The following is a 17,893-nucleotide window of genomic DNA, read 5'->3' as shown; positions in this document are numbered from 1 at the left end:
GACATCACCCGCGGCGGCTGGACCCGGTCAACCGAATGGTTGATCCCGGCGGCGCACCGGCGCGGCCCCGGGGCCCGGGGGCGTTGTCGCGTCCGGGGCGCGCCCTAGGGTGGAGCCATGTCCGACGCACCCCGCGCCGCCGTGCCCCCCGCGCCCACCGAGACCGGCACCACCGCCGTGCTCGCCGGCCTGCGCGTGGCCCTGCACGTCACGTTCGCCGCGCTGCTCACCGTGGGGCTGGTGCGTGCGCTCGCGGACCGGTCCCCGGACGCGTCCGGTCCGTTCCCGGCCACCACCCTGGTGCTGCTGACCGCCGCGCTGGCGGGCGTCTACCTGGCCGGGACCGTGCTGGAGCGGCGCCGGTGGGCCCGGGGCGACGACGTCGGCCGCGGTCCGGCGGTCGCCTGGCTGGCCCTGGTGCTGATGCTGTGGGGGCTGCTCGTGGCCCACCACGGCGACTTCGCGTGGGTCGCCTTCCCCCTCTTCTTCGTCGTCCTGCACGTGGTCGGCCGGGTGACCCGGCAGGCGTGGGTGCGCCACGTGGTCGGGCCCGTGCTGGTCGTGGCGATGGCCGTCGTCGTGGTGGCCGGGATGGCGGGGGGCGCCGGCGGCGTGCGGGTGCCGGCCGTGATCGGTCCGCTGGTGGGTGCCGCCGTGGCCGTGGTGCTCTCCGAGGCGTACCGTGCCCTGCACGCCGAGTCCGAGCGCCAGCGTGCCGTGGCCGAGCAGCTGCGCGCCGCGCAGGCGGAGCTCGCGCGCACGGAGCACCGGGCGGGGGTGAGCGCCGAGCGGGAGCGGCTCGCCCGCGAGATCCACGACACCCTCACCCAGGGGCTGGCCTCGATCGTGCTGGTCTCGCGCGCGGCCCAGGACGCGCTCGACGCCGCCGACCCCGCCCTGGCCCGGCAGCGCATGGAGACCGTGCGCGCCACGGCCGCCGAGAACCTCGCCGAGTCCCGCCGCTTCGTCCGCGACCTGCGCGGCACCGGGGCGCCGTCCCTCGTCGAGGCGCTCGAGCGCGCGGTCACCGGCTTCGCCGACCGGCAGGCCGCCGCCGGGACGCCCGTGGCCGCGGACGTCGAGGTCGTGGGCGAGCCCGTCGCGGTCGCCGAGGCCGTGGAGACCGCCGTGCTGCGCGCCGTGCAGGCGTCCCTGGCGAACGTCGGCGCCCACGCGGGCGCCCATCGCGCCCGCGTCACGCTGGGCTACCTCGGCGACGAGCTGACGGTGGACGTGGCCGACGACGGCGCGGGGTTCGACCCGGCCGTCGTCGCGGCCCGCACCCGGACCGGAGCCACCGGTGCCGACCCGGGGGCGGGGACCGGCGTGGGACTGGCGAGCGTGCGCGAGCGCCTCGCGGCGGTGGGCGGCGAGGCCACCGTCGAGTCGGCCCCCGGCGAGGGCACTGTGGTGGCGCTGCGGGTGCCGCTGGCCGCCGCCGGGGCCGGCCGGGGCGCGGATCCCGAGCAGACCGAGAGCGAGGAGACCGCATGAGCGTGCGCGTGATGCTGGTGGACGACCACCCCGTGGTGCGGGCGGGGGTGCGGGCCGTCGTCGAGGCGCACCCGGACCTGACCGTGGTGGCCGAGGCCGCCGACGGGGCGGAGGCGATCGGCGTCCTGGAGGCGGGCGAGCCCGCGGTGGACGTCGTGCTGATGGACCTGCAGATGGGCGCGGGCATGGACGGCGTGACCGCCACCCGCGCCGTGCGGGAGCGGTGGCCGGGGGTGCAGGTGCTGATCCTGACGACCTTCGACACGGAGGCGGACATCCTCGCGGCCGTGAACGCGGGCGCCGCCGGCTACCTGCTCAAGGACGCCCCGAGCGAGGAGATCGCCTCGGCGGTGCGGCAGGCGGCGGCGGGGCGCAAGGCCCTGGCCCCGCAGGTCGCGGCCACGCTGATGGGGCGCATGTCCGGCGGCTCCGAGGTGCTGTCCGAGCGGGAGATCGAGCTGCTCGAGCTGATCGCGCGGGGCGCCACGAACAAGGTGGCCGCGAAGGAGCTGTTCATCTCCGAGGCCACCGTGAAGACGCACCTGGTGCACATCTTCCAGAAGCTCGGCGTGGACAACCGCACCCGCGCCGTCGACGAGGCCCGGCGACGGCGCATCATCCGCTGACGCGCAGGCCGGGGCGGCCGGCCCCCGCGGACCCGGTCCTGCTCAGCGGCGCCGCACGTACCGGGTGATCACCGCCGCGGCGACGGCGGCCAGCGCCAGCACGCCGAGCGCGGCGGCCAGGCTGAGGTCGCCGCGCTCGACGCCGAGCCCCCGCAGCGTCCAGAAGACGATCAGGGCGCACGTGAACATCACGCCGACGAACATCCAGGCCGTGCGCAGCCCGGGTCCCAGCCCCGCACCGGGCCGGTGGCGGGGGTCACGGGGGTCACCGTCGTCGCCGGGCTGACCGTGGTGGAGGGGAGGCATCGTCATGCGCTCCACCGTAGGGGCCACGGGCCAGGCCGGGCCAGGGCCACCGCGTAGGCTTGAGGCTCGTGAAGACCCTTGTGCTCGGCAACGGCGGCCGCGAACACGCGCTGCTCACCGCCCTCTCCCGTGATCCGCAGGTCAGCGCCCTCCACGCGGCGCCCGGCAACGCCGGCATGGCCGGCCTCGCCACTCTCCACGCCGTCGAGGCCACCGACCCGGCCGCCGTCGTGGAGCTCGCGCGCGAGCTGGGAGCCGACCTCGTCGTCGTCGGTCCCGAGGCCCCGTTGGCCGCCGGCGTCTCCGACGCCCTGCGCGAGGCCGGGTTCGCCGTGTTCGGCCCCTCGCAGGCCGCCGCGCAGCTCGAGGCGTCCAAGGCCTTCGCCAAGGAGGTCATGTCCGCCGCAGGCGTGCCCACCGCTGGCTCCCGCGTGTGCACCACCGCCGCGGAGGCCGCCGCCGCCCTCGACGAGTTCGGCGCCCCGCACGTCGTCAAGGACGACGGCCTGGCCGCGGGCAAGGGCGTCGTGGTCACCTCCGACCGCGCCGAGGCCCTCGCCCACGCCGAGGCCTGCTTCGCCGCCGGCGGCACCGTGGTGATCGAGGACTTCCTGGACGGCCCCGAGGTCTCCCTCTTCGTGATCTGCGACGGCGAGGACGCCGTCGCCCTCACCCCCGCGCAGGACTTCAAGCGCATCCACGACGGCGACGCCGGCCCCAACACCGGCGGCATGGGCGCCTACACGCCGCTGCCGTGGCTGCCCGAGGGCTTCACGGACGAGGTCATGGACCGGGTGGCCCGCCCCGTGCTCGCCGAGATGGCCCGCCGCGGCGTCCCGTTCACGGGCGTGCTGTTCTGCGGCCTGGCCGTGACCGCCAAGGGCGTGGAGGTCATCGAGTTCAACGTGCGCTTCGGCGACCCCGAGACCCAGGCCGTGCTCGCCCGCCTCGAGACGCCCCTGGGCGGGCTGCTCGCCGACGCGGCGGCCGGCCGGCTCGGCGCGGACCGTCGGCTCGAGTGGAGCGACGACGTCGCCGTGGACGTGGTCATGGCCTCGGCCGGCTACCCGGCCTCCTCCTCGCGGGGCGACGTGATCACCGGGCTGGCCGACGCGGCCGCCCTCGAGGGCGTGCACGTGATCCACGCCGGCACCGCGGCGTCCGGTGAGGACGTGGTGACGGCGGGCGGCCGGGTGCTGGCCGTCGTCGGGCGCGGGACGGACCTGGCCCAGGCGCGGCAGCGGGCCTACGCGGGCGTCGAGCGCATCCGGTTCGACGGCGCCCAGTGGCGCACGGACATCGGACTCAAGGCCGAGCGCGGCGAGATCACCGTGCCCGAGACGGAGGGAGCGAAGTGAGCGGGGAGCGCGTGGGGTTCACGGGGGCCGAGGCCCTCGAGCTGCCGGGCTGGCGGCACGTCTACTCGGGCAAGGTGCGGGACCTGTACGAGCCCGCCGACGCCGAGCCGGGACGGTCCGCGACGCTGCTCGTGGTGGCCTCCGACCGGATCAGCGCCTACGACCACGTGCTGGAGCCGCCGATCCCGGACAAGGGCGCCATCCTCACCCGGCTGACCCTGTGGTGGTTCGAGAAGCTGGCCGAGGGCTACAACGGGGCCCACGCCGAGCCGGTCGAGCACCACGTGGTGAGCACGGACGTGCCCGCAGCCGTGGCCGGGCGGGCGATGATCGTCAAGCGCCTGGACATGTTCCCCGTGGAGTGCATCGCCCGCGGCTACCTGACCGGCTCCGGCCTGGCCGAGTACCGCGCGTCGGGCACGGTGGCCGGCCTGCCGCTGCCCGCCGGTCTCGTGGACGGCTCGCGGCTCGACCCGCCGATCTTCACGCCGTCCGCGAAGGCCGAGGTCGGCGAGCACGACGAGAACATCACGTTCGAGCAGATGGTCGAGCGCGTGGGCACCGAGGCCGCCGAGCGCCTGCGGTTCCTCACCCTGGACCTGTACGCGCGCGCCGAGGCGATCGCCCGCGAGGCTGGCATCATCCTGGCGGACACGAAGGTCGAGTTCGGCGTGGACCCGGCCACCGGCCAGGTGGTGCTGGGCGACGAGGTCCTCACCCCGGACTCCTCCCGGTTCTGGGACGCCGAGGACTACGAGCCCGGCCGCACCCAGGCGAGCTTCGACAAGCAGTTCGTCCGCGACTGGCTCACGGGCCCCGACTCCGGCTGGGACAAGACCAGCGGGGAGGCCCCGCCGGCGCTGCCCGCCGACGTCGTGGCCAAGACCCGCGACCGCTACGTGGAGGCGTACGAGCGCCTCACGGGCCGCCCCTTCGACGCCTGACCCGTGCTTTCGAACGTGGGATAGGCCCTATCCCACGTTCGAAAGTCCCCGGGCCGGGGCCCATCAGGCGAGCGAGTCCTCCCAGGCCCGGTGCAGCGCCGCGAACCGGCCGTCGGCCGCCACGAGCTCGGCGGGGCTGCCGTCCTCGACGATCCGGCCGTCGTGCATCACGAGCACCCGGTCGGCGGTCTCGACGGTGCTGAGCCGGTGGGCGATGATCAGCGCCGTCCGGTTCCCCAGCAGCCGCTCCAGCCCGGCCTGCACGAGCCGCTCGCTCGGCAGGTCCAGCGACGACGTCGCCTCGTCCAGGATCAGCACGGCGGGGTCCGCGAGGAACGCCCGCGCGAACGACACGAGCTGCCGCTGTCCCGCGCTCAGCCGCCCGCCGCGCTTGGCGACGTCGGTCGCGTAGCCCTCGGGCAGCCCCAGGATGAAGTCGTGCGCCCCCACCGCCCGGGCGGCCGCCTGGATCTCGGCCTCGGTGGCGTCGGGCCGGCCGAGGGCGATGTTCTCCGCGATCGACCCGGAGAACAGGAACGCCTCCTGGGTCACCATCACCACGTTGCGCCGCAGATCCGCCTGGCTGAGCTCGCGCAGCTCCACCCCGTCCAGCGTCAGCGAGCCGGCAGAGACGTCGTAGAACCGGGCGATGAGCTTGGCCAGCGTCGACTTGCCCGCACCCGTCTGGCCCACCACGGCCACGGTCTGCCCGGCCGGGATCACGAGGTCGAACTCCGGCAGCACCACCCGGTCCGGCCCGTAGCTGAACACCGCGTCCCGGAACTCCACCCGCCCGGACGCCACGCCCGTCCCCGGTGCGTCGGCCCCGGGCAGCGGCGTGGGCTCGGCGGCCTCCACCACGGTGGGCTCCTCCTCGAGCAGACCGGAGACCTTCTCGAGCGCCGCCGTCGCGGACTGCAGCGACGAGTAGAACATCGCCACCATCTCCATGGGCTGGAACACGCGCCGCCCGGCCAGCAGGAGCGCCACGAGCACCCCCACCTCGAGGTCGCCGTCGAGCACGCGCAGGCCCCCGGTCACGAGCAGCGCCGCCACCGTCAGGTTGCCCGTCGCCACGAGCACCGGCTGCAGGATGCCGAACAGGTTGAGCGTGGCCACCATGTCGTCCCGGTAAGCCGTGGCCAAGTCGCGGTACCGCGCGTCGTTGTCCCGTTCCCGTCCGAAGGCCTGGACCGCGCGGATGCCGGTCATGGTCTCCACGAAGTGCACGATCGACCGTGCTGAGGACACCCGCGACCGCCGGTACGCCTCCTCGGACCGCACCTGGTACCAGCGCGTCACGATCGCCACCGGCACGGCCGCACCCAGCAGCACGAGGAACGACGGCGGGTCCAGCAGCAGGATGGACGCCGCGGTGAACGACATGAACATCAGCCCGGACACGAGCGAGGACACGCCCTGGTCCAGCAGCTCCCGCAGCGCCTCCAGGTCCGAGGTCTGCCGCGAGATCACCCGCCCGGACGTGTACCGCTCGTGGAAGCCGAGGCTCAGCCGCTGCGTGTGCCGGAACACGCGCAGCCGCAGGCTCAGCAGCATGGCCTGGCTCGCCCGCGCGGTGAGCCACGTGTACGCCCCCAGGAGGCCGCCGGAGATGAGGGCCGCCGCCACGTACGCCCCGCCCACGGGGACGAGGATGGGCCAGACGGACTCGCCGGCCCGCACGGCCTCGACGACGCGCGGCAGCTCCGCGTCGATCGCCCAGGCGATGATCAGCGGCCCGGCCGCCCGCGCCGCGTTGGACACGAGCACGAAGACCGCGGTGAGCAGCAGCGTCCCCCGGACCGGCCGCGCGAGCTCGCCGAGCAGCCGGAAGGACCGGCGCCGGATGTGGCGGCGCTCCGCGCGGGTGTAGTCGAGGTCCTCTTCGGCCCCCACGCCGCGCACGCGGCTCACGTCGGCGGCGCTCATGCCTGCTCCTCCGGTCGGCTCGAGATGATGTGCCGGTACACGGCGCTGCGGGCCAGCAGTTCGGGGTGCGTCCCCACGTCCTCGATCCGCCCGTCCGCCAGCACCGCGACCCGGTCCGCGAGGGCCACGGTGGAGGGACGGTGCGCCACGATCAGGGTGGTCGTCCCGTCGAGGACCTCGCGCAGGCGCGCGGTCACGGCCTCCTCGGTGCGCACGTCGAGGGCGGAGAGGGGGTCGTCCAGCACGAGCACGTCCGGGCGCGCCGCGATCGCGCGGGCGAGGGCGATCCGCTGGCGCTGTCCGCCGGAGAGGCTGAGGCCCTCCTCGCCGATCTCGGTCTCGACGCCGTCCGCCAGGTCCGCCACGAAGCCCGCCTGCGCGGTCTCGAGCGCGAGGTCGAGCAGGGCGTCCGCCGCGGGGGAGTGGAGGCCGTCCGCGAGCACGTCCGCCGGGGCGCCGAGCAGCACGTTCTGCCGGATGGTCGCGGAGAACAGCGTGGCGTCCTCGAACGCCACGGACACCCGCCGGCGCAGCTCCTCGAGCGGCATCCGGCGCACGTCCACCCCGTCCACGCAGACGGAGCCCGCCGTGACGTCGAGCAGCCGGGGGACCAGCTGCAACAGCGTCGACTTGCCGGCGCCGGTCGCGCCGACCAGGGCCATCGTCTCGCCGGGCACCAGCTCGAGGTCGACGCCGTCGAGCAGGTCGCGCTCCCCGCGCTCCGGGTCCGCGTCCGGCCAGCGGAAGCGCACCCCGTGGAACGCGAGCGCGCCGGTGGCCGGGGGCACGACGGCGGCCTCCCCGGTGGGCGAGGCGATGTCCACGGGCGTGGCGAGGACGTCCACGTGGCGGTCGATCGCCGTGCGGGCCGAGAGCGTCATGCCCATCAGCTGGCCCACCGACTCGACCGGCCCGGCCAGCACGGCCGCGGTGGCGAAGTAGGCGGCGAGCGCGCCCACCGTCAGCTCCCCGGTCGCCACGAGCCACAGGCCCAGGGCGAGGCCCAGGCCCAGCACCGTCTCCGGCAGGGCCACGATGAGCGCGATGAACCGGGCCAGCACCGAGGCCTTGTGCACCTCGGTGCCCTGCAGCGTGCGGGCGCGCCCGCGGAAGCCGTCGAGGGCGTGCGCGCCGCGGCCGAACGCCTTGAGGACGCGGATGCCGTGCACCGACTCCTCGACGGACGTGGCGAGGTCCCCGGCCTGGTCCTGGGAGAGCCGGGACGCGGCGCGGAAGTCGTTGCGGAACCCGAACGACGCCCACATGATCGGCACGGCCGCGGCGAGGTAGAGCAGGGCCAGCTGCCAGGACAGCAGGAACAGCAGGACGAGGCCGACGGCGATGGTCACCACGTCCACCACGAGCATGACCGAGCCGAACGCGATCCACCGCCGCAGCAGCGAGAGGTCGCCCTGGGCCCGGGAGAGCAGCTGCCCCGAGGGCCACGCGTCGTGGAACGCCACCGGCAGGCGCTGGAGCCGTTCGAACAGGGCGATGCGCGCCCGGTTCTCCACCCCGGCGGCCGGCGGGAGGATGAAGTACCGGCGCAGGCCGATGAACGCGGCCTCGGCGAGGCCGAGCACGGCGAGTAGGCCGGCGGCCCGCCACACGTCCGCGCGGGAGTCGGGGGAGGAGGGCCCGGCGAGCACAGTCTGCGTGAACACGGTGTCCACGAGCAGGTGGATGACCTGCGGGATGGCCAGGGCCACGAGGCCCGCCGCCGTGGCCGAGGCGAGCCCGAGCACCCAGCGCGCCCGCACGCCCTCGAGGTACGGTGCGATCCCGCCCAGGGCGTCACGCAGGGACGAGGCGGCGGGAGAGGTGGCGCGGGTCACGGGGCTCCACTGTACCCGCGGCCGCGGACGGGACAGGCGGCTCAGCCCCGCGGGACCAGGTCCAGCACCACGGCCTCGGGCCGGCACGCGAACCGCACGGGCGCGGACGGCGCGGTCCCCAGGCCGGCCGACACCTCGAGGGGGACGGTCCGCCCCGCGGCCGTCCACGTCGAGACCCCGGAGGCCTGTCGGCGGGGTAGGTCGCAGTTGGTGACGAGCGCGCCGAGGAACGGCACGCACACCTGCCCGCCGTGGGTGTGGCCGGCGAGCAGCAGGTCGGCGCCGTCGGCGGTCATGGCGTCCAGCACGCGGCGGTACGGGGCGTGGGTGACGCCCAGCCGGAACCGCCCGTCGTCGCCGGGCCGCCCGGCGCCGTCGTCGGGCGCGGAGCCGGGGAAGCCGGCCCAGGCGTCCAGACCGAGGTGCGGGTCGTCGGTGCCGGCGGCGAGGACCTCGAGCGTGGTCCCGGCGCGGGTCGGCACGGCCAGAGCGGCGCCCCGGTTCGTCAGGTCGGCCCAGCCGGCGGCGCGGAACGCGCCGAACAGGACGTCGGAGGGAAGCCGGGGCCGGTCCGCGTCCATGCGCGAGGGGCCCGCGAAGTACCGGAGGGGGTTGGCCGCCTTGGGCGCGTAGTAGTCGTTGGAGCCGGGCACGAACACGCCGGGCCGCGCCAGCAGCGGCCCGAGCGCGTCGAGCACGAGCGGCACCGACGCCGCGGCGGACACGTTGTCACCCGTGTTGACCACGAGGTCCGGCTCGAGTGCATCCAATCCGCGCAGCCACGCCCGCTTGGCCCGGTGCCGGGGCAGCAGGTGGATGTCCGAGAGGTGCAGCACCCGCAGCGGCGCCGACCCGGCCGGCAGCACGGCCAGTCGGTGCGTGCGCACCGTCCGGGCCTCGGCCTCGGCGAGGCCCCAGGCCAGGCCGAGGCCCGCCGTCGCGGCCAGCCCGACGGCGGCAGGCGCTGCGGCGCAGAACATGCGCCGGGCGGGGGAGGCGGCGGGGCGCATCGCGGTCAGAAGCCCGGGACCGCCTGGGGCTGCGGCCCGCCCCGGTCCAGGTCGTCGATGGTGAACTGGCGTCCGTCCGGGTGCTCGCCGGCCTCGCCCGGGTCCTCCGACTGCGGGCCGTCCCACTCGGGCAGTTCACCCGGCGGGAACTTCTCCTTGGCCAACTGGTTGTACTCGAGCCAGGACGGGCCGTTGATGGAGGTCGAGTAGAACGGGTTGCGGACCTCGCCGTTGACGGTCTCGCCCGTCATGGACTTCAGGTTGTTGTAGCGGCCGGTCCACACGGCGGTGGCCAGCTTGCTGGTGAATCCGACGAACCACGTGGAGGACACGTTGTCGTTCGTGCCCGTCTTGCCGCCGAACTCGTAGCCGGCGCCCTCCTCGGCGATGTTGAAGCCGCCGATGTGGCGCAGGACCGGCATCAGCTCCCGGACGTGGTCCGGGTCGATGACTTGGTCGCACTGCGGGTCGGCGACGTCGTACTGGTTGCCGGCGGTGTCCGTGACCTCCAGGATGGCGCGCGGCTCGCAGTACAGGCCGTTCGCGGCGATGGCGGCGTACGCGCCGGCCAGGGAGAGCGGTGCCACCGAGTCCTTGCCGAGCAGGAAGGACGGGTCGTCCGGCTGCAGCGGGGAGCTGTCCAGGGCGCGGGTGATGCCCAGCTGGGTGGTGAGGCTCGTGATGTCGCACAGGTCCAGCTGGTACGCGGTGGAGACGGTCGGGGTGTTCACGGACCAGAAGAGGCCCTCGTCCACGCGCACCTGCCGCAGCATGTCGGGGATCACGTTCTTGAACTGCCAGGTGCCGCCGATCGTGGTGTAGCCGCCCGGGCGGCACGAGGCCGCGAAGCGCGTGCCCGTGGGGTAGACGTTCCGGGAGGCGTCCACGGAGTCGACCAGGCGGTTGCCGTTGCGCAGCCACGTCAGGGCCACGAAGGGCTTGAGCGTGGAGCCGGCCTGGAAGCCCTGGCCGCCGCCCCACTGCTTGTCCACATTGAAGTTCAGCGAGGTGTGGCCGAGTTCGTCCTGGATGGCGTACTCGGTGTTCTGGGCCATGGTGCGGATGTTGCCGGTGCCGGCCTCCACCGAGGTGAGCGCGTGGCCGGCGCCCAGCGACTCGTTGTTGGGCACGGAGGCGCGCAGGTTCTTCTCGGTCTCCTTCTGGAGCGTCGAGTCGATCGTCGTGCGGATGGTGAGTCCGCCGCGGTCCAGCAGGGCCTGGCGGGACTGGACGTCCGGGCCGAACGTGGGGTCGGCAAGGATCTGCCGCTCCACGTAGTCGCAGAAGTAGGCGCCGAACTTGGCGTAGAGGCAGCCCGAGGGGCGGGACTCCATCACCACCTCCATCGGCTGGGCGACGGCGTGGTCGTACTCCTCCTGGGAGAGGTAGCCGTTGTCCTTCATCGCGTTCAGCACGAGGTTGCGCCGCTCCGTGGCCTCCTCCGGATTGCGGGCCGGGTTGAACCGGGTGGGGGACTGGACCATGCCGGCCAGCGTGGCGGCCTCCCAGCTCTCCAGGTCGGCGGCGGACTTGCCGAACACGTACTGCGAGGCGGCCTCGACCCCGTAGGCACGGCCGGAGAACAGCACGATGTTGAGGTAGCCCTCGAGGATCTCGTCCTTCGACATCTGCTTCTCGACGGCGACCGCGAGCTTGATCTCCTTGACCTTGTCCGCGATGTTCTTGGAGCCGGAGAGCGTGAGGCGGGAGTCGCCGCGGATCTGCTGCACGTTCACCAGCATGTTGTTCACGAACTGCTGGGTGAGGGTGGAGGCGCCCTGCGTGGAGTCGGAGGTGGCGTTGTTCACGGTCGCGCGGATGAGGCCGCGCGCGTCCACGCCGTCGTGATCGTAGAAGCGCTCGTCCTCGATGGCCACGATCGCGTGCTGCATGTGCTCCGAGATTTCGTCCAGCGGGACCGGGGTGCGGTTCTCCTCGTAGAAGACGGCGATCTCCTCACCGTCCTCCGACAGGATGCGCGACGGGACGGAGACCGGCTCCGCGGGCAGCTCGTCCGGCAGCTCGTCCAGCATCTCCCGGCCCGACGCGGCGGCGACACCGGCCAGGCCCGCGACGGGCAGCAGGAGGGCCGCCACGAGCAGGCCGGCCACCGCCGAGAGGCCCACGAAGGCGAGGAGGCGGCCGAGAGCGCTCGAGGGCGCGGGGAAGCGGGTCGTGCGGGAGGCCATGGGCGCGAGTGTAGCGCGGGCACCTGGGACCTCTTCCGGGGTCCGCGCCGGTGGCTAGGTGTGATGTCCAGGGACGTTGTTGCGTGAACAGCTGACAGGCGAAGGCCTCCTGTTGCGAGAGTGGAGTTGTGGGCGTGTCAACTTGTCTGTGTAAGCGGGGTGGTCACAGGTAGGGGTTGATCCGGTCGGGGTAGGCCGCGGCGAGCTGGGCGAGGGCCTGCTTCCAGTTCGTGACGGCCTGACCTTCGACGAGCCGGCCCTGGGCTTTGCGCTGGCCGGCGGGTTTGCCCCGGTCCCGAGCGCGTTCGGCGGCGCGTTTGTCTTCGATGTTGCAGATCGCCAGCCAGAGCAGCTTCACCGCCGCCTCGGTCGAGGGGAAGTGGCCGCGGTTCTTGGTCACCTTCCGTAGCTGGAAGTTCAGCGACTCGATGCTGTTGGTCGTGTAGATGACCTTGCGGAGCATGGGTGGGAACTGCAGGAACGGGATGAACCGCTCCCAGGAGTTCGCCCAGGTCGCGGCTGCAGACGGGTACTTCGTGCCGAGCTCGGAGGCCTCGAACTCGGCCAGCGCCTTCCTCGCGGTCTCTTCGTTGGGGGCAGTGTAGATCGGCTTCAGCGCGGCGGCGACCTTCTTGCGGTCCTGGTAGGCCACGAACCGCATCGCGGCCCGGATCAGGTGAACCACGCAGGTCTGGACCATCGAGTCCGGCCACGTCGCCTCGATCGCCTCCGGCAGGCCCTTGAGCCCGTCGCAGCACACGATCAGCACGTCCTGCACGCCCCGGTTGGCGAGATCGGCGCAGACGTGGGCCCAGAACGCCGAGCCCTCGGTGTCCTGGACCCAGATCCCCAGCACGTGCTTGATGCCCTCGAGGTCCACGCCGACGGCGATGTAGGCGGCACGGTTGAGGACCTGGCTGTTCTCTCGGATCTTGATCCGGATTGCGTCGAGATAGATCACCGGATAGAACTCCTCCAGCGGCCGCGACTGCCACGCCAGGACCTCTTCGCTCACGGCGTCGGTGATGTTGGAGATCGTCTCGTGCGACAGGTCCGTGCCGATCGTGGAGGCCAGGTGGTGCTGGATGTCCCGGATCGTCATTCCGCCGGCATAGAGGCTGATGATCATGTCATCCAGGCCCCCGAGGCGCCGCTGGCCCTTGGGCACCAGGCGCGGGGTGAACGACCCGCCCCGGTCTCGCGGGACGTCCAGCTCGATCGGCCCGACCTCGGACTCCACGGTCTTCGGGGTGGTCCCGTTGCGGGAGTTGGCGTGCTTCAGCGCCTCGCTCGAGCCCTTCTCGTAGCCCAGATGGCTGGTCAGCTCGGCCTGCAGGCCCCGCTCGAGCGCGGCCTTGACCAGCGCGGGCACGAACCCGCCGTCACCGGTGAGCTCGACGCCGCCCGCGTCGATCTGCGCGAACAGGGCATCAAGCTGCCCTGAGGCTTTCAGCTGCTCGACCAGGTCCTGGCCCGAGGGCTCGCCTGGGTTCTTCTCGTCGGTCATGGTCATGATTCTTACCGTTCCTCTCGGTACGGCTTACACAGACCATCTGACACGCCCGAGTTGTCGAGAAACCGCTCACGCGAACAGAAGGCCTTCATGTCCCACGCTAACGCCGCCCTGACCCCTCGCGCCCGCCTACGCCTGGCCAAGCTCATCGTCGAGGAGCACTGGCCGGTCGCCACCGCGGCCAAGATGTTCATGGTCTCCCCACCCACCGCACGCAAATGGGCCACACGCTTCCGGGCCGAGGGACCTGCAGGGATGGCAGACCGGTCCAGCCGGCCGTCCACGATGCCGACCAGAACACCGCAGGCGGTGGTGAAACAGATCGTGGCCGCCCGATGGCGCCGACGTCTGGGGCCGGCACAGATCGCCGGAGAACTCAGGATGCCGGCCTCCACCGTCCATGCCGTGCTCGTGCGCTGCCGGATCAACCGCCTCGCCCGTCTGGACCGGGTCACGGCAGACCCGGAAGCCAAGGCTGAACGTCGGCGGAAGGTTCTGGTCGGAGCGGGAGCGCTCACCGCCATCGCCGTGGTCGGCGGGCTGGTGACGCTCGCCGTGATTCAGAATCCTCCGCCCCAGGCTCGGGAGGACATTGAGATCGCCGGGCTGCAGACCTTCGAGGGGCTCAGCGCTAACCACGTGAGCACCCCTGTGGACTACGAGCAGTCGCCGCCGGTGGGTGGCGATCATGCCAGCGCCTGGCTCAACTGTGGGGTCTACACCGAACCGGTACCCAACGAGAATGCCGTGCACGCTTTGGAGCACGGTGCCGCCTGGGTCGCCTACGATTCCGAGGCGCTCTCACAGGAGCAAGTCGATGCCCTGCGGACGGCCCTACCGGCCGCCTATGTCGTCCTGGCCCCCTACGAGGGCCTGGATTCGCCCATCGTGCTTTCGGCCTGGCAGGCGCAGGTGGCGGTGGATTCCCCGGAGGATGAACGGATCGAGCAGTTCGTGGCCGAGTACTGGCAGTCCCCCGACGCGCCTGAGCCCGGGGCGGCCTGCACCGGCGGCCTCGACGCCCCTGGTCGGATCGCATAAGCGCTCTTCCCGACACCGACCGTCCGGTCCGACAGGATCCACGTTGAGGCGAGCCCTGCTGGTCCTCCCCGTCGGCGTGGTCCTCAGGGCCGTCGGCCGGGCTGAGGGGCGGCTGGTCACACCTGCGTCATCCCTGCCCGTAAAGGAGTCCGCGGGCCTCCGTGGCCGGCGATCTTCACGGAACCTTCAAGGTTGAGCCCTTCACCCGCGTCGGCGGGGCGGTCTATGGTCGATGGCATGGCGGGGCGGCGAAGGCCGGTGCGTCGGATCAGATCGACGAAGGAGCACATCATGACCCATCACGTGAGCGCCATGCTGGACACCTACCCAAAGAATGTGGGCAACATCGACCGGCAGAAGCTGGCCGAGTGCATCCAGGCCTGCTTCGAGTGCGCCCAGACCTGCACGGCCTGCGCGGACGCCTGCCTGGCCGAGGACATGGTGGCCGACCTGAGGCAGTGCATCCGGTTGAACCTGGACTGCGCCGATGTGTGCGCCGCCACAGGCCGGATGCTGTCCCGGCAGACCGGCAACAACGTCGAGACCACCCGCGCCCTGCTCGAGGCCTGCCGGGCCGCCTGCAAGACGTGCGGGGACGAATGCGAGAGCCACGCCCAGATGCACGAGCACTGCAAGGTGTGTGCCGAGGCCTGCCGCCGGTGTGAGCAGGCCTGCGCGGACCTGCTCGTCACCCTGGGTTGAGCCTGCTGATGACCGTTCCCCCTTGAGGGCGGCCAGTCGTCCATGACGCGCGCAGGGAACCCGGACCACCGTGCTCCCTCGCCGCGGAAGGCTCCCATGGACTCGGAGAAGTATCAGAGGGTCAGGAACGGTGCCGGATTCGTCGCGGCGCTGGACCAGAGCGGGGGCAGCACCCCGGCGGCCTTGCACCTCTACGGGATCGACAAGGATGCCTACTCCGGCCCAGAGGAGATGTTCGACCTGGTACACCAGGTGCGCACACGTATCATCACCAGCCCCAGCTTCGACGGTGAGCGCGTCATGGGGGCCATCCTGTTCGAGAACACAATGAACCGCCAGGTGGAGGGTTCCCCCACGGGCGACTACCTGTGGAACAGCAAAGGCATCGTGCCCTTCCTCAAAATCGACCAGGGCTTGGCCCCGGAACAGCAAGGCGCCCAGCTCATGAAACCCATCCCGCACCTGGATGACTTACTGTCTCGAGCCGTCGAAAAGCACATGTTCGGGACGAAGATGCGCTCGGTCATCAAGCTGCCCGGGGACGGGGTGGGCTCCGTCGTGGAGCAGCAGTTCGGGCTCGCCCGTCAGATCCTCGTTACCGGGCTGGTGCCCATCATCGAGCCCGAGGTGGATATCCGCAGCCCCCGCAAGGCCGAGGTGGAGGACCAGCTCAAGGCGGCAATCCTCGCCCAACTGGACAAGCTCGGAGACGACCAGTCGGTCATCCTCAAAGTGACGCTGCCGGAGCGGGCGGACTCCTACCGCGAGTTCGTGGACCATCCCCGAGTGATCCGCGTCCTGGCCCTGTCGGGCGGCTATACCCGGGCCCAGGCCACCACCCTGCTGGCCCGCAACCACGGCGTGATCGCCAGCTTCTCCCGCGCCCTGACCGAAGGGCTGAGTACGGCCCAGAGCCCAGCGCAGTTCAATGCGGTGTTGGATGAGGCCATCAACGCGATCGCGACGGCCTCTCGCACCTGACCGGAGGCCATAGGACCGCTGCGGTAGTCCGCGGCCGCCGAAGCGGTGTCCGACCACCCCCCATTCCTGGGGCCGGGCACCGCCTCAGCGGCGTCTGCCGCGCAGTTCAACGGGCAGCCACCGAGGAGCGCACGAAGTCCTGGCGCACCCCCAAGGCGCGGTCGGTGCGCCGGATGGACTCGCCGCCGTCGTCGACGGTTCCGGTGAGGGCCCGGATCGCGTCGATGTTCTCGGGGACGACGATCGCCTGGTTGTCCACCGTGTAGGTGTAGTACAGCTCGTTGCCGTCCACGGTGAGGATGTCTTCCCAGAGGGCCACCTCATACATATCACCCCGGGGCCGGCCCAGGTCCTCCATGAGTTCCACGGTGCTATTGACCGCCACGACGCCGTCCGAGCGCCGGACGAAGGCAATCCGCGGCATCGCCCGGAACGCCTCCAACACCTCCTGCTTCTCGGCCGGGCGGGTGAGCTCGATCGTCCAGTAGTGCAGGTGGTTCTGAGTGTGGGCTCCCTTGGCGGCCATGGTGACCACGTCCAGGTCCGGGACCACCGACTGGGCGTCGGGCCCCTGATGGCTGGGGATTCGGCCCTCGGGGACGATGGTGTTCATGATCCCGGAATGGTCCGATTCCCACGGATCGGTGGCCCGGCGGATGAGCACCCCCCGGGCCTTGGACAGCAGTCCGACGTCCTTCAGCGCGGTAAGGGCCCGGACGGTGGCGGTGGTATTGCAGGACACCACCCGGGTGCTGTCCCGGCCCAGGGCGTTGGCGTAGTTGGCGTGGGCGACGAAGGAGTGGCCGGTGAGATCGTGCTTCTCCCCGCCCTGGAACACGGATTTGACCCCGTGGGCACGGTAGAGCTCCAGGTTGCCGGCGCCCACCTGGGCCGGGGTGCAGTCCACCACGACGTCAACGTTCTCGAGCAGGTCGTGCAGGCCTCCGACGACGGGAAGGCCGGCATCCGCCATCACCGGTAGGGCCTGCTCGGTAGAGGCGTAGACGGGGATACCCTTCCCGGCCGCAGTCGCGATCCGGTAGTCAGCGATGACGTCACTGACTCCGACCAGCGCCATGTCCTCCTGGGCCCGGACCGCGTCGGCGACGCGTTTGCCGATGACCCCGTACCCGTTCACCGCGACCTTGATCTTGTCCTGCATGCTCGTCTCCTTTCCTGGAGGACCCGTTCCGGTTTCGGGGTCTATCGCCAGCCGCGTCTCACCGGATGCCCGCAGCGGACGACGGTGCTCAGAGCTTGTCGAGCATCTGTTGCATTTCGGTGATCTCGGCCTCCTGGTCGGCGATGACCTGCTCGGCGAGCTGCACGGCCTGCGGGTTCTGGCCGTCCTTGGCCTCGTCCTTGGCCATGTCCACGGCGCCCTTGTGGTGGGCGGTCATCTGCTCCAGGTACAACCGGGCGGCCTCGGTGCCCTGGGCCTGGTCGAGGGCGGTCATGTCCTCCTCGGACATCATCCCGGACATCCCGCCGTGGTCCATGCCCTCCATACCGTCCATGCCGTCCGTGTCCACGGGGTCTTGGCCCCAGGCGGTGAGCATGGAGTTCATGCGCTCGATCTCCGGCCCCTGGGCGTCGATGACCTTCTGGGCGAACGCGGCCACCTCCGCCGGGACGTCATCCTTGGCCAGCAGCATCTCGCTCATCTCAACGGCCTGCTGGTGGTGCGGGATCATCATTTGGGCGAACATCACGTCCGCGTCGTTGTGCTCGGCGGAGACCTCCTCAGCCGAACCGGTCGCCGTGGTGGACGGTGTCGCGGTGGCCGTGGCCGCAGGGGTGGCGGCCGGGGCGGAGCTGGTCGCAGTGGCCGAGGCCTCAGCGCCGGCGTTCTCGTCCTGGGCGCCGGTGCCGCAGGCGGTCAAGGTCAGGGCGGAGGCCAGGGCCAGGGCGGTCAGCGTCATGGTGCGTTTCATGGTGGGTCCTTCCACAGTGGGTTGAGGGTTC

15 protein-coding genes and 1 pseudogene are annotated in these 17,893 nt (G+C 72.0%); 8 read left to right on the top strand and 8 right to left on the bottom strand.

What is annotated here, in order from left to right; genetic code table 11:
* The first annotated feature begins 117 nt into the window (after window positions 1-117).
* Together MLUT_RS20745 and MLUT_RS20740 are read left to right on the top strand one after the other, a co-directional pair.
* A complete protein-coding gene (locus MLUT_RS20745) occupies window positions 118-1,494 on the top strand; it encodes a sensor histidine kinase (protein ID WP_012751068.1) in 1,377 nt (458 codons plus the stop codon).
* Window positions 1,491-2,120 (top strand): response regulator, encoded by a 630-nt coding sequence (locus MLUT_RS20740; protein WP_012751067.1) that lies wholly within the window; start codon window positions 1,491-1,493, stop codon window positions 2,118-2,120. Before MLUT_RS20745 ends, MLUT_RS20740 begins: the two co-directional genes overlap by 4 nt.
* Window positions 2,121-2,162: 42 nt before the next feature.
* Here MLUT_RS20740 and MLUT_RS20735 read toward each other — a convergent pair whose 3' ends face one another.
* Complete coding sequence (locus MLUT_RS20735; RefSeq protein WP_010080255.1) at window positions 2,163-2,432, bottom strand: hypothetical protein; 270 nt, start codon at window positions 2,430-2,432, stop codon at window positions 2,163-2,165.
* Between the two features lie 62 nt (window positions 2,433-2,494).
* On the opposite strand from MLUT_RS20735, the gene purD reads away from it, so the two are divergent.
* Together purD and MLUT_RS20725 are read left to right on the top strand one after the other, a co-directional pair.
* Complete coding sequence (purD, locus tag MLUT_RS20730; protein ID WP_012751066.1) at window positions 2,495-3,784, top strand: phosphoribosylamine--glycine ligase; 1,290 nt, start codon at window positions 2,495-2,497, stop codon at window positions 3,782-3,784.
* Window positions 3,781-4,728 (top strand): phosphoribosylaminoimidazolesuccinocarboxamide synthase, encoded by a 948-nt coding sequence (locus tag MLUT_RS20725; protein ID WP_012751065.1) that lies wholly within the window; start codon window positions 3,781-3,783, stop codon window positions 4,726-4,728. The genes purD and MLUT_RS20725 overlap by 4 nt, the downstream gene beginning before the upstream one ends.
* Before the next feature lie 63 nt (window positions 4,729-4,791).
* Here MLUT_RS20725 and MLUT_RS20720 read toward each other — a convergent pair whose 3' ends face one another.
* The 5 genes from MLUT_RS20720 to MLUT_RS20700 form a co-directional block, all read right to left on the bottom strand.
* Window positions 4,792-6,657 (bottom strand): ABC transporter ATP-binding protein, encoded by a 1,866-nt coding sequence (locus MLUT_RS20720; RefSeq protein ID WP_010080259.1) that lies wholly within the window; start codon window positions 6,655-6,657, stop codon window positions 4,792-4,794.
* Window positions 6,654-8,492, bottom strand: coding sequence for an ABC transporter ATP-binding protein (locus tag MLUT_RS20715; protein WP_010080260.1), 1,839 nt, complete (start codon window positions 8,490-8,492; stop codon window positions 6,654-6,656). Before MLUT_RS20715 ends, MLUT_RS20720 begins: the two co-directional genes overlap by 4 nt.
* Before the next feature lie 41 nt (window positions 8,493-8,533).
* Window positions 8,534-9,502, bottom strand: coding sequence for a metallophosphoesterase (locus MLUT_RS20710; protein ID WP_010080261.1), 969 nt, complete (start codon window positions 9,500-9,502; stop codon window positions 8,534-8,536).
* A 5-nt stretch (window positions 9,503-9,507) separates the two neighbouring features.
* Window positions 9,508-11,691 (bottom strand): transglycosylase domain-containing protein, encoded by a 2,184-nt coding sequence (locus MLUT_RS20705; RefSeq protein ID WP_010080262.1) that lies wholly within the window; start codon window positions 11,689-11,691, stop codon window positions 9,508-9,510.
* Window positions 11,692-11,854: 163 nt separating this feature from the next.
* Window positions 11,855-13,198 (bottom strand): IS256-like element ISMlu11 family transposase, encoded by a 1,344-nt coding sequence (locus MLUT_RS20700; protein WP_012751064.1) that lies wholly within the window; start codon window positions 13,196-13,198, stop codon window positions 11,855-11,857.
* A 96-nt stretch (window positions 13,199-13,294) separates the two neighbouring features.
* On the opposite strand from MLUT_RS20700, the pseudogene MLUT_RS23955 reads away from it, so the two are divergent.
* From MLUT_RS23955 to MLUT_RS20685, 4 genes and pseudogenes are all read left to right on the top strand, one after another.
* Window positions 13,295-13,684, top strand: a pseudogene (locus MLUT_RS23955) (helix-turn-helix domain-containing protein); the annotation flags it as partial.
* Window positions 13,685-13,732: 48 nt separating this feature from the next.
* Window positions 13,733-14,245 (top strand): thioredoxin-like domain-containing protein, encoded by a 513-nt coding sequence (locus tag MLUT_RS23950; protein ID WP_231936626.1) that lies wholly within the window; start codon window positions 13,733-13,735, stop codon window positions 14,243-14,245.
* Between the two features lie 291 nt (window positions 14,246-14,536).
* Window positions 14,537-14,947, top strand: coding sequence for a four-helix bundle copper-binding protein (locus MLUT_RS20690; RefSeq protein WP_002854316.1), 411 nt, complete (start codon window positions 14,537-14,539; stop codon window positions 14,945-14,947).
* Between the two features lie 96 nt (window positions 14,948-15,043).
* Window positions 15,044-15,928: a fructose bisphosphate aldolase gene (locus tag MLUT_RS20685; protein ID WP_010080265.1), complete on the top strand. Its 885-nt coding sequence runs from the start codon at window positions 15,044-15,046 to the stop codon at window positions 15,926-15,928.
* Between the two features lie 106 nt (window positions 15,929-16,034).
* On the opposite strand, the gene MLUT_RS20680 is transcribed toward MLUT_RS20685, so the two are convergent.
* Both MLUT_RS20680 and MLUT_RS20675 read right to left on the bottom strand, forming a co-directional pair.
* Window positions 16,035-17,090 carry a type II glyceraldehyde-3-phosphate dehydrogenase gene (locus tag MLUT_RS20680; protein WP_010080266.1) on the bottom strand — a complete coding sequence of 352 codons (1,056 nt, stop codon included), beginning with the start codon at window positions 17,088-17,090 and terminating at the stop codon, window positions 16,035-16,037.
* 88 nt (window positions 17,091-17,178) lie between these two features.
* Window positions 17,179-17,862: a DUF305 domain-containing protein gene (locus MLUT_RS20675; protein ID WP_010080267.1), complete on the bottom strand. Its 684-nt coding sequence runs from the start codon at window positions 17,860-17,862 to the stop codon at window positions 17,179-17,181.
* Window positions 17,863-17,893: the final 31 nt, after the last annotated feature.

This window comes from Micrococcus luteus NCTC 2665 (genome assembly GCF_000023205.1).
GTDB lineage: Bacteria > Actinomycetota > Actinomycetes > Actinomycetales > Micrococcaceae > Micrococcus > Micrococcus luteus.
Note: the sequence above shows the minus strand (reverse complement) of the source record. Positions and strands in the feature narration are given on the sequence as shown.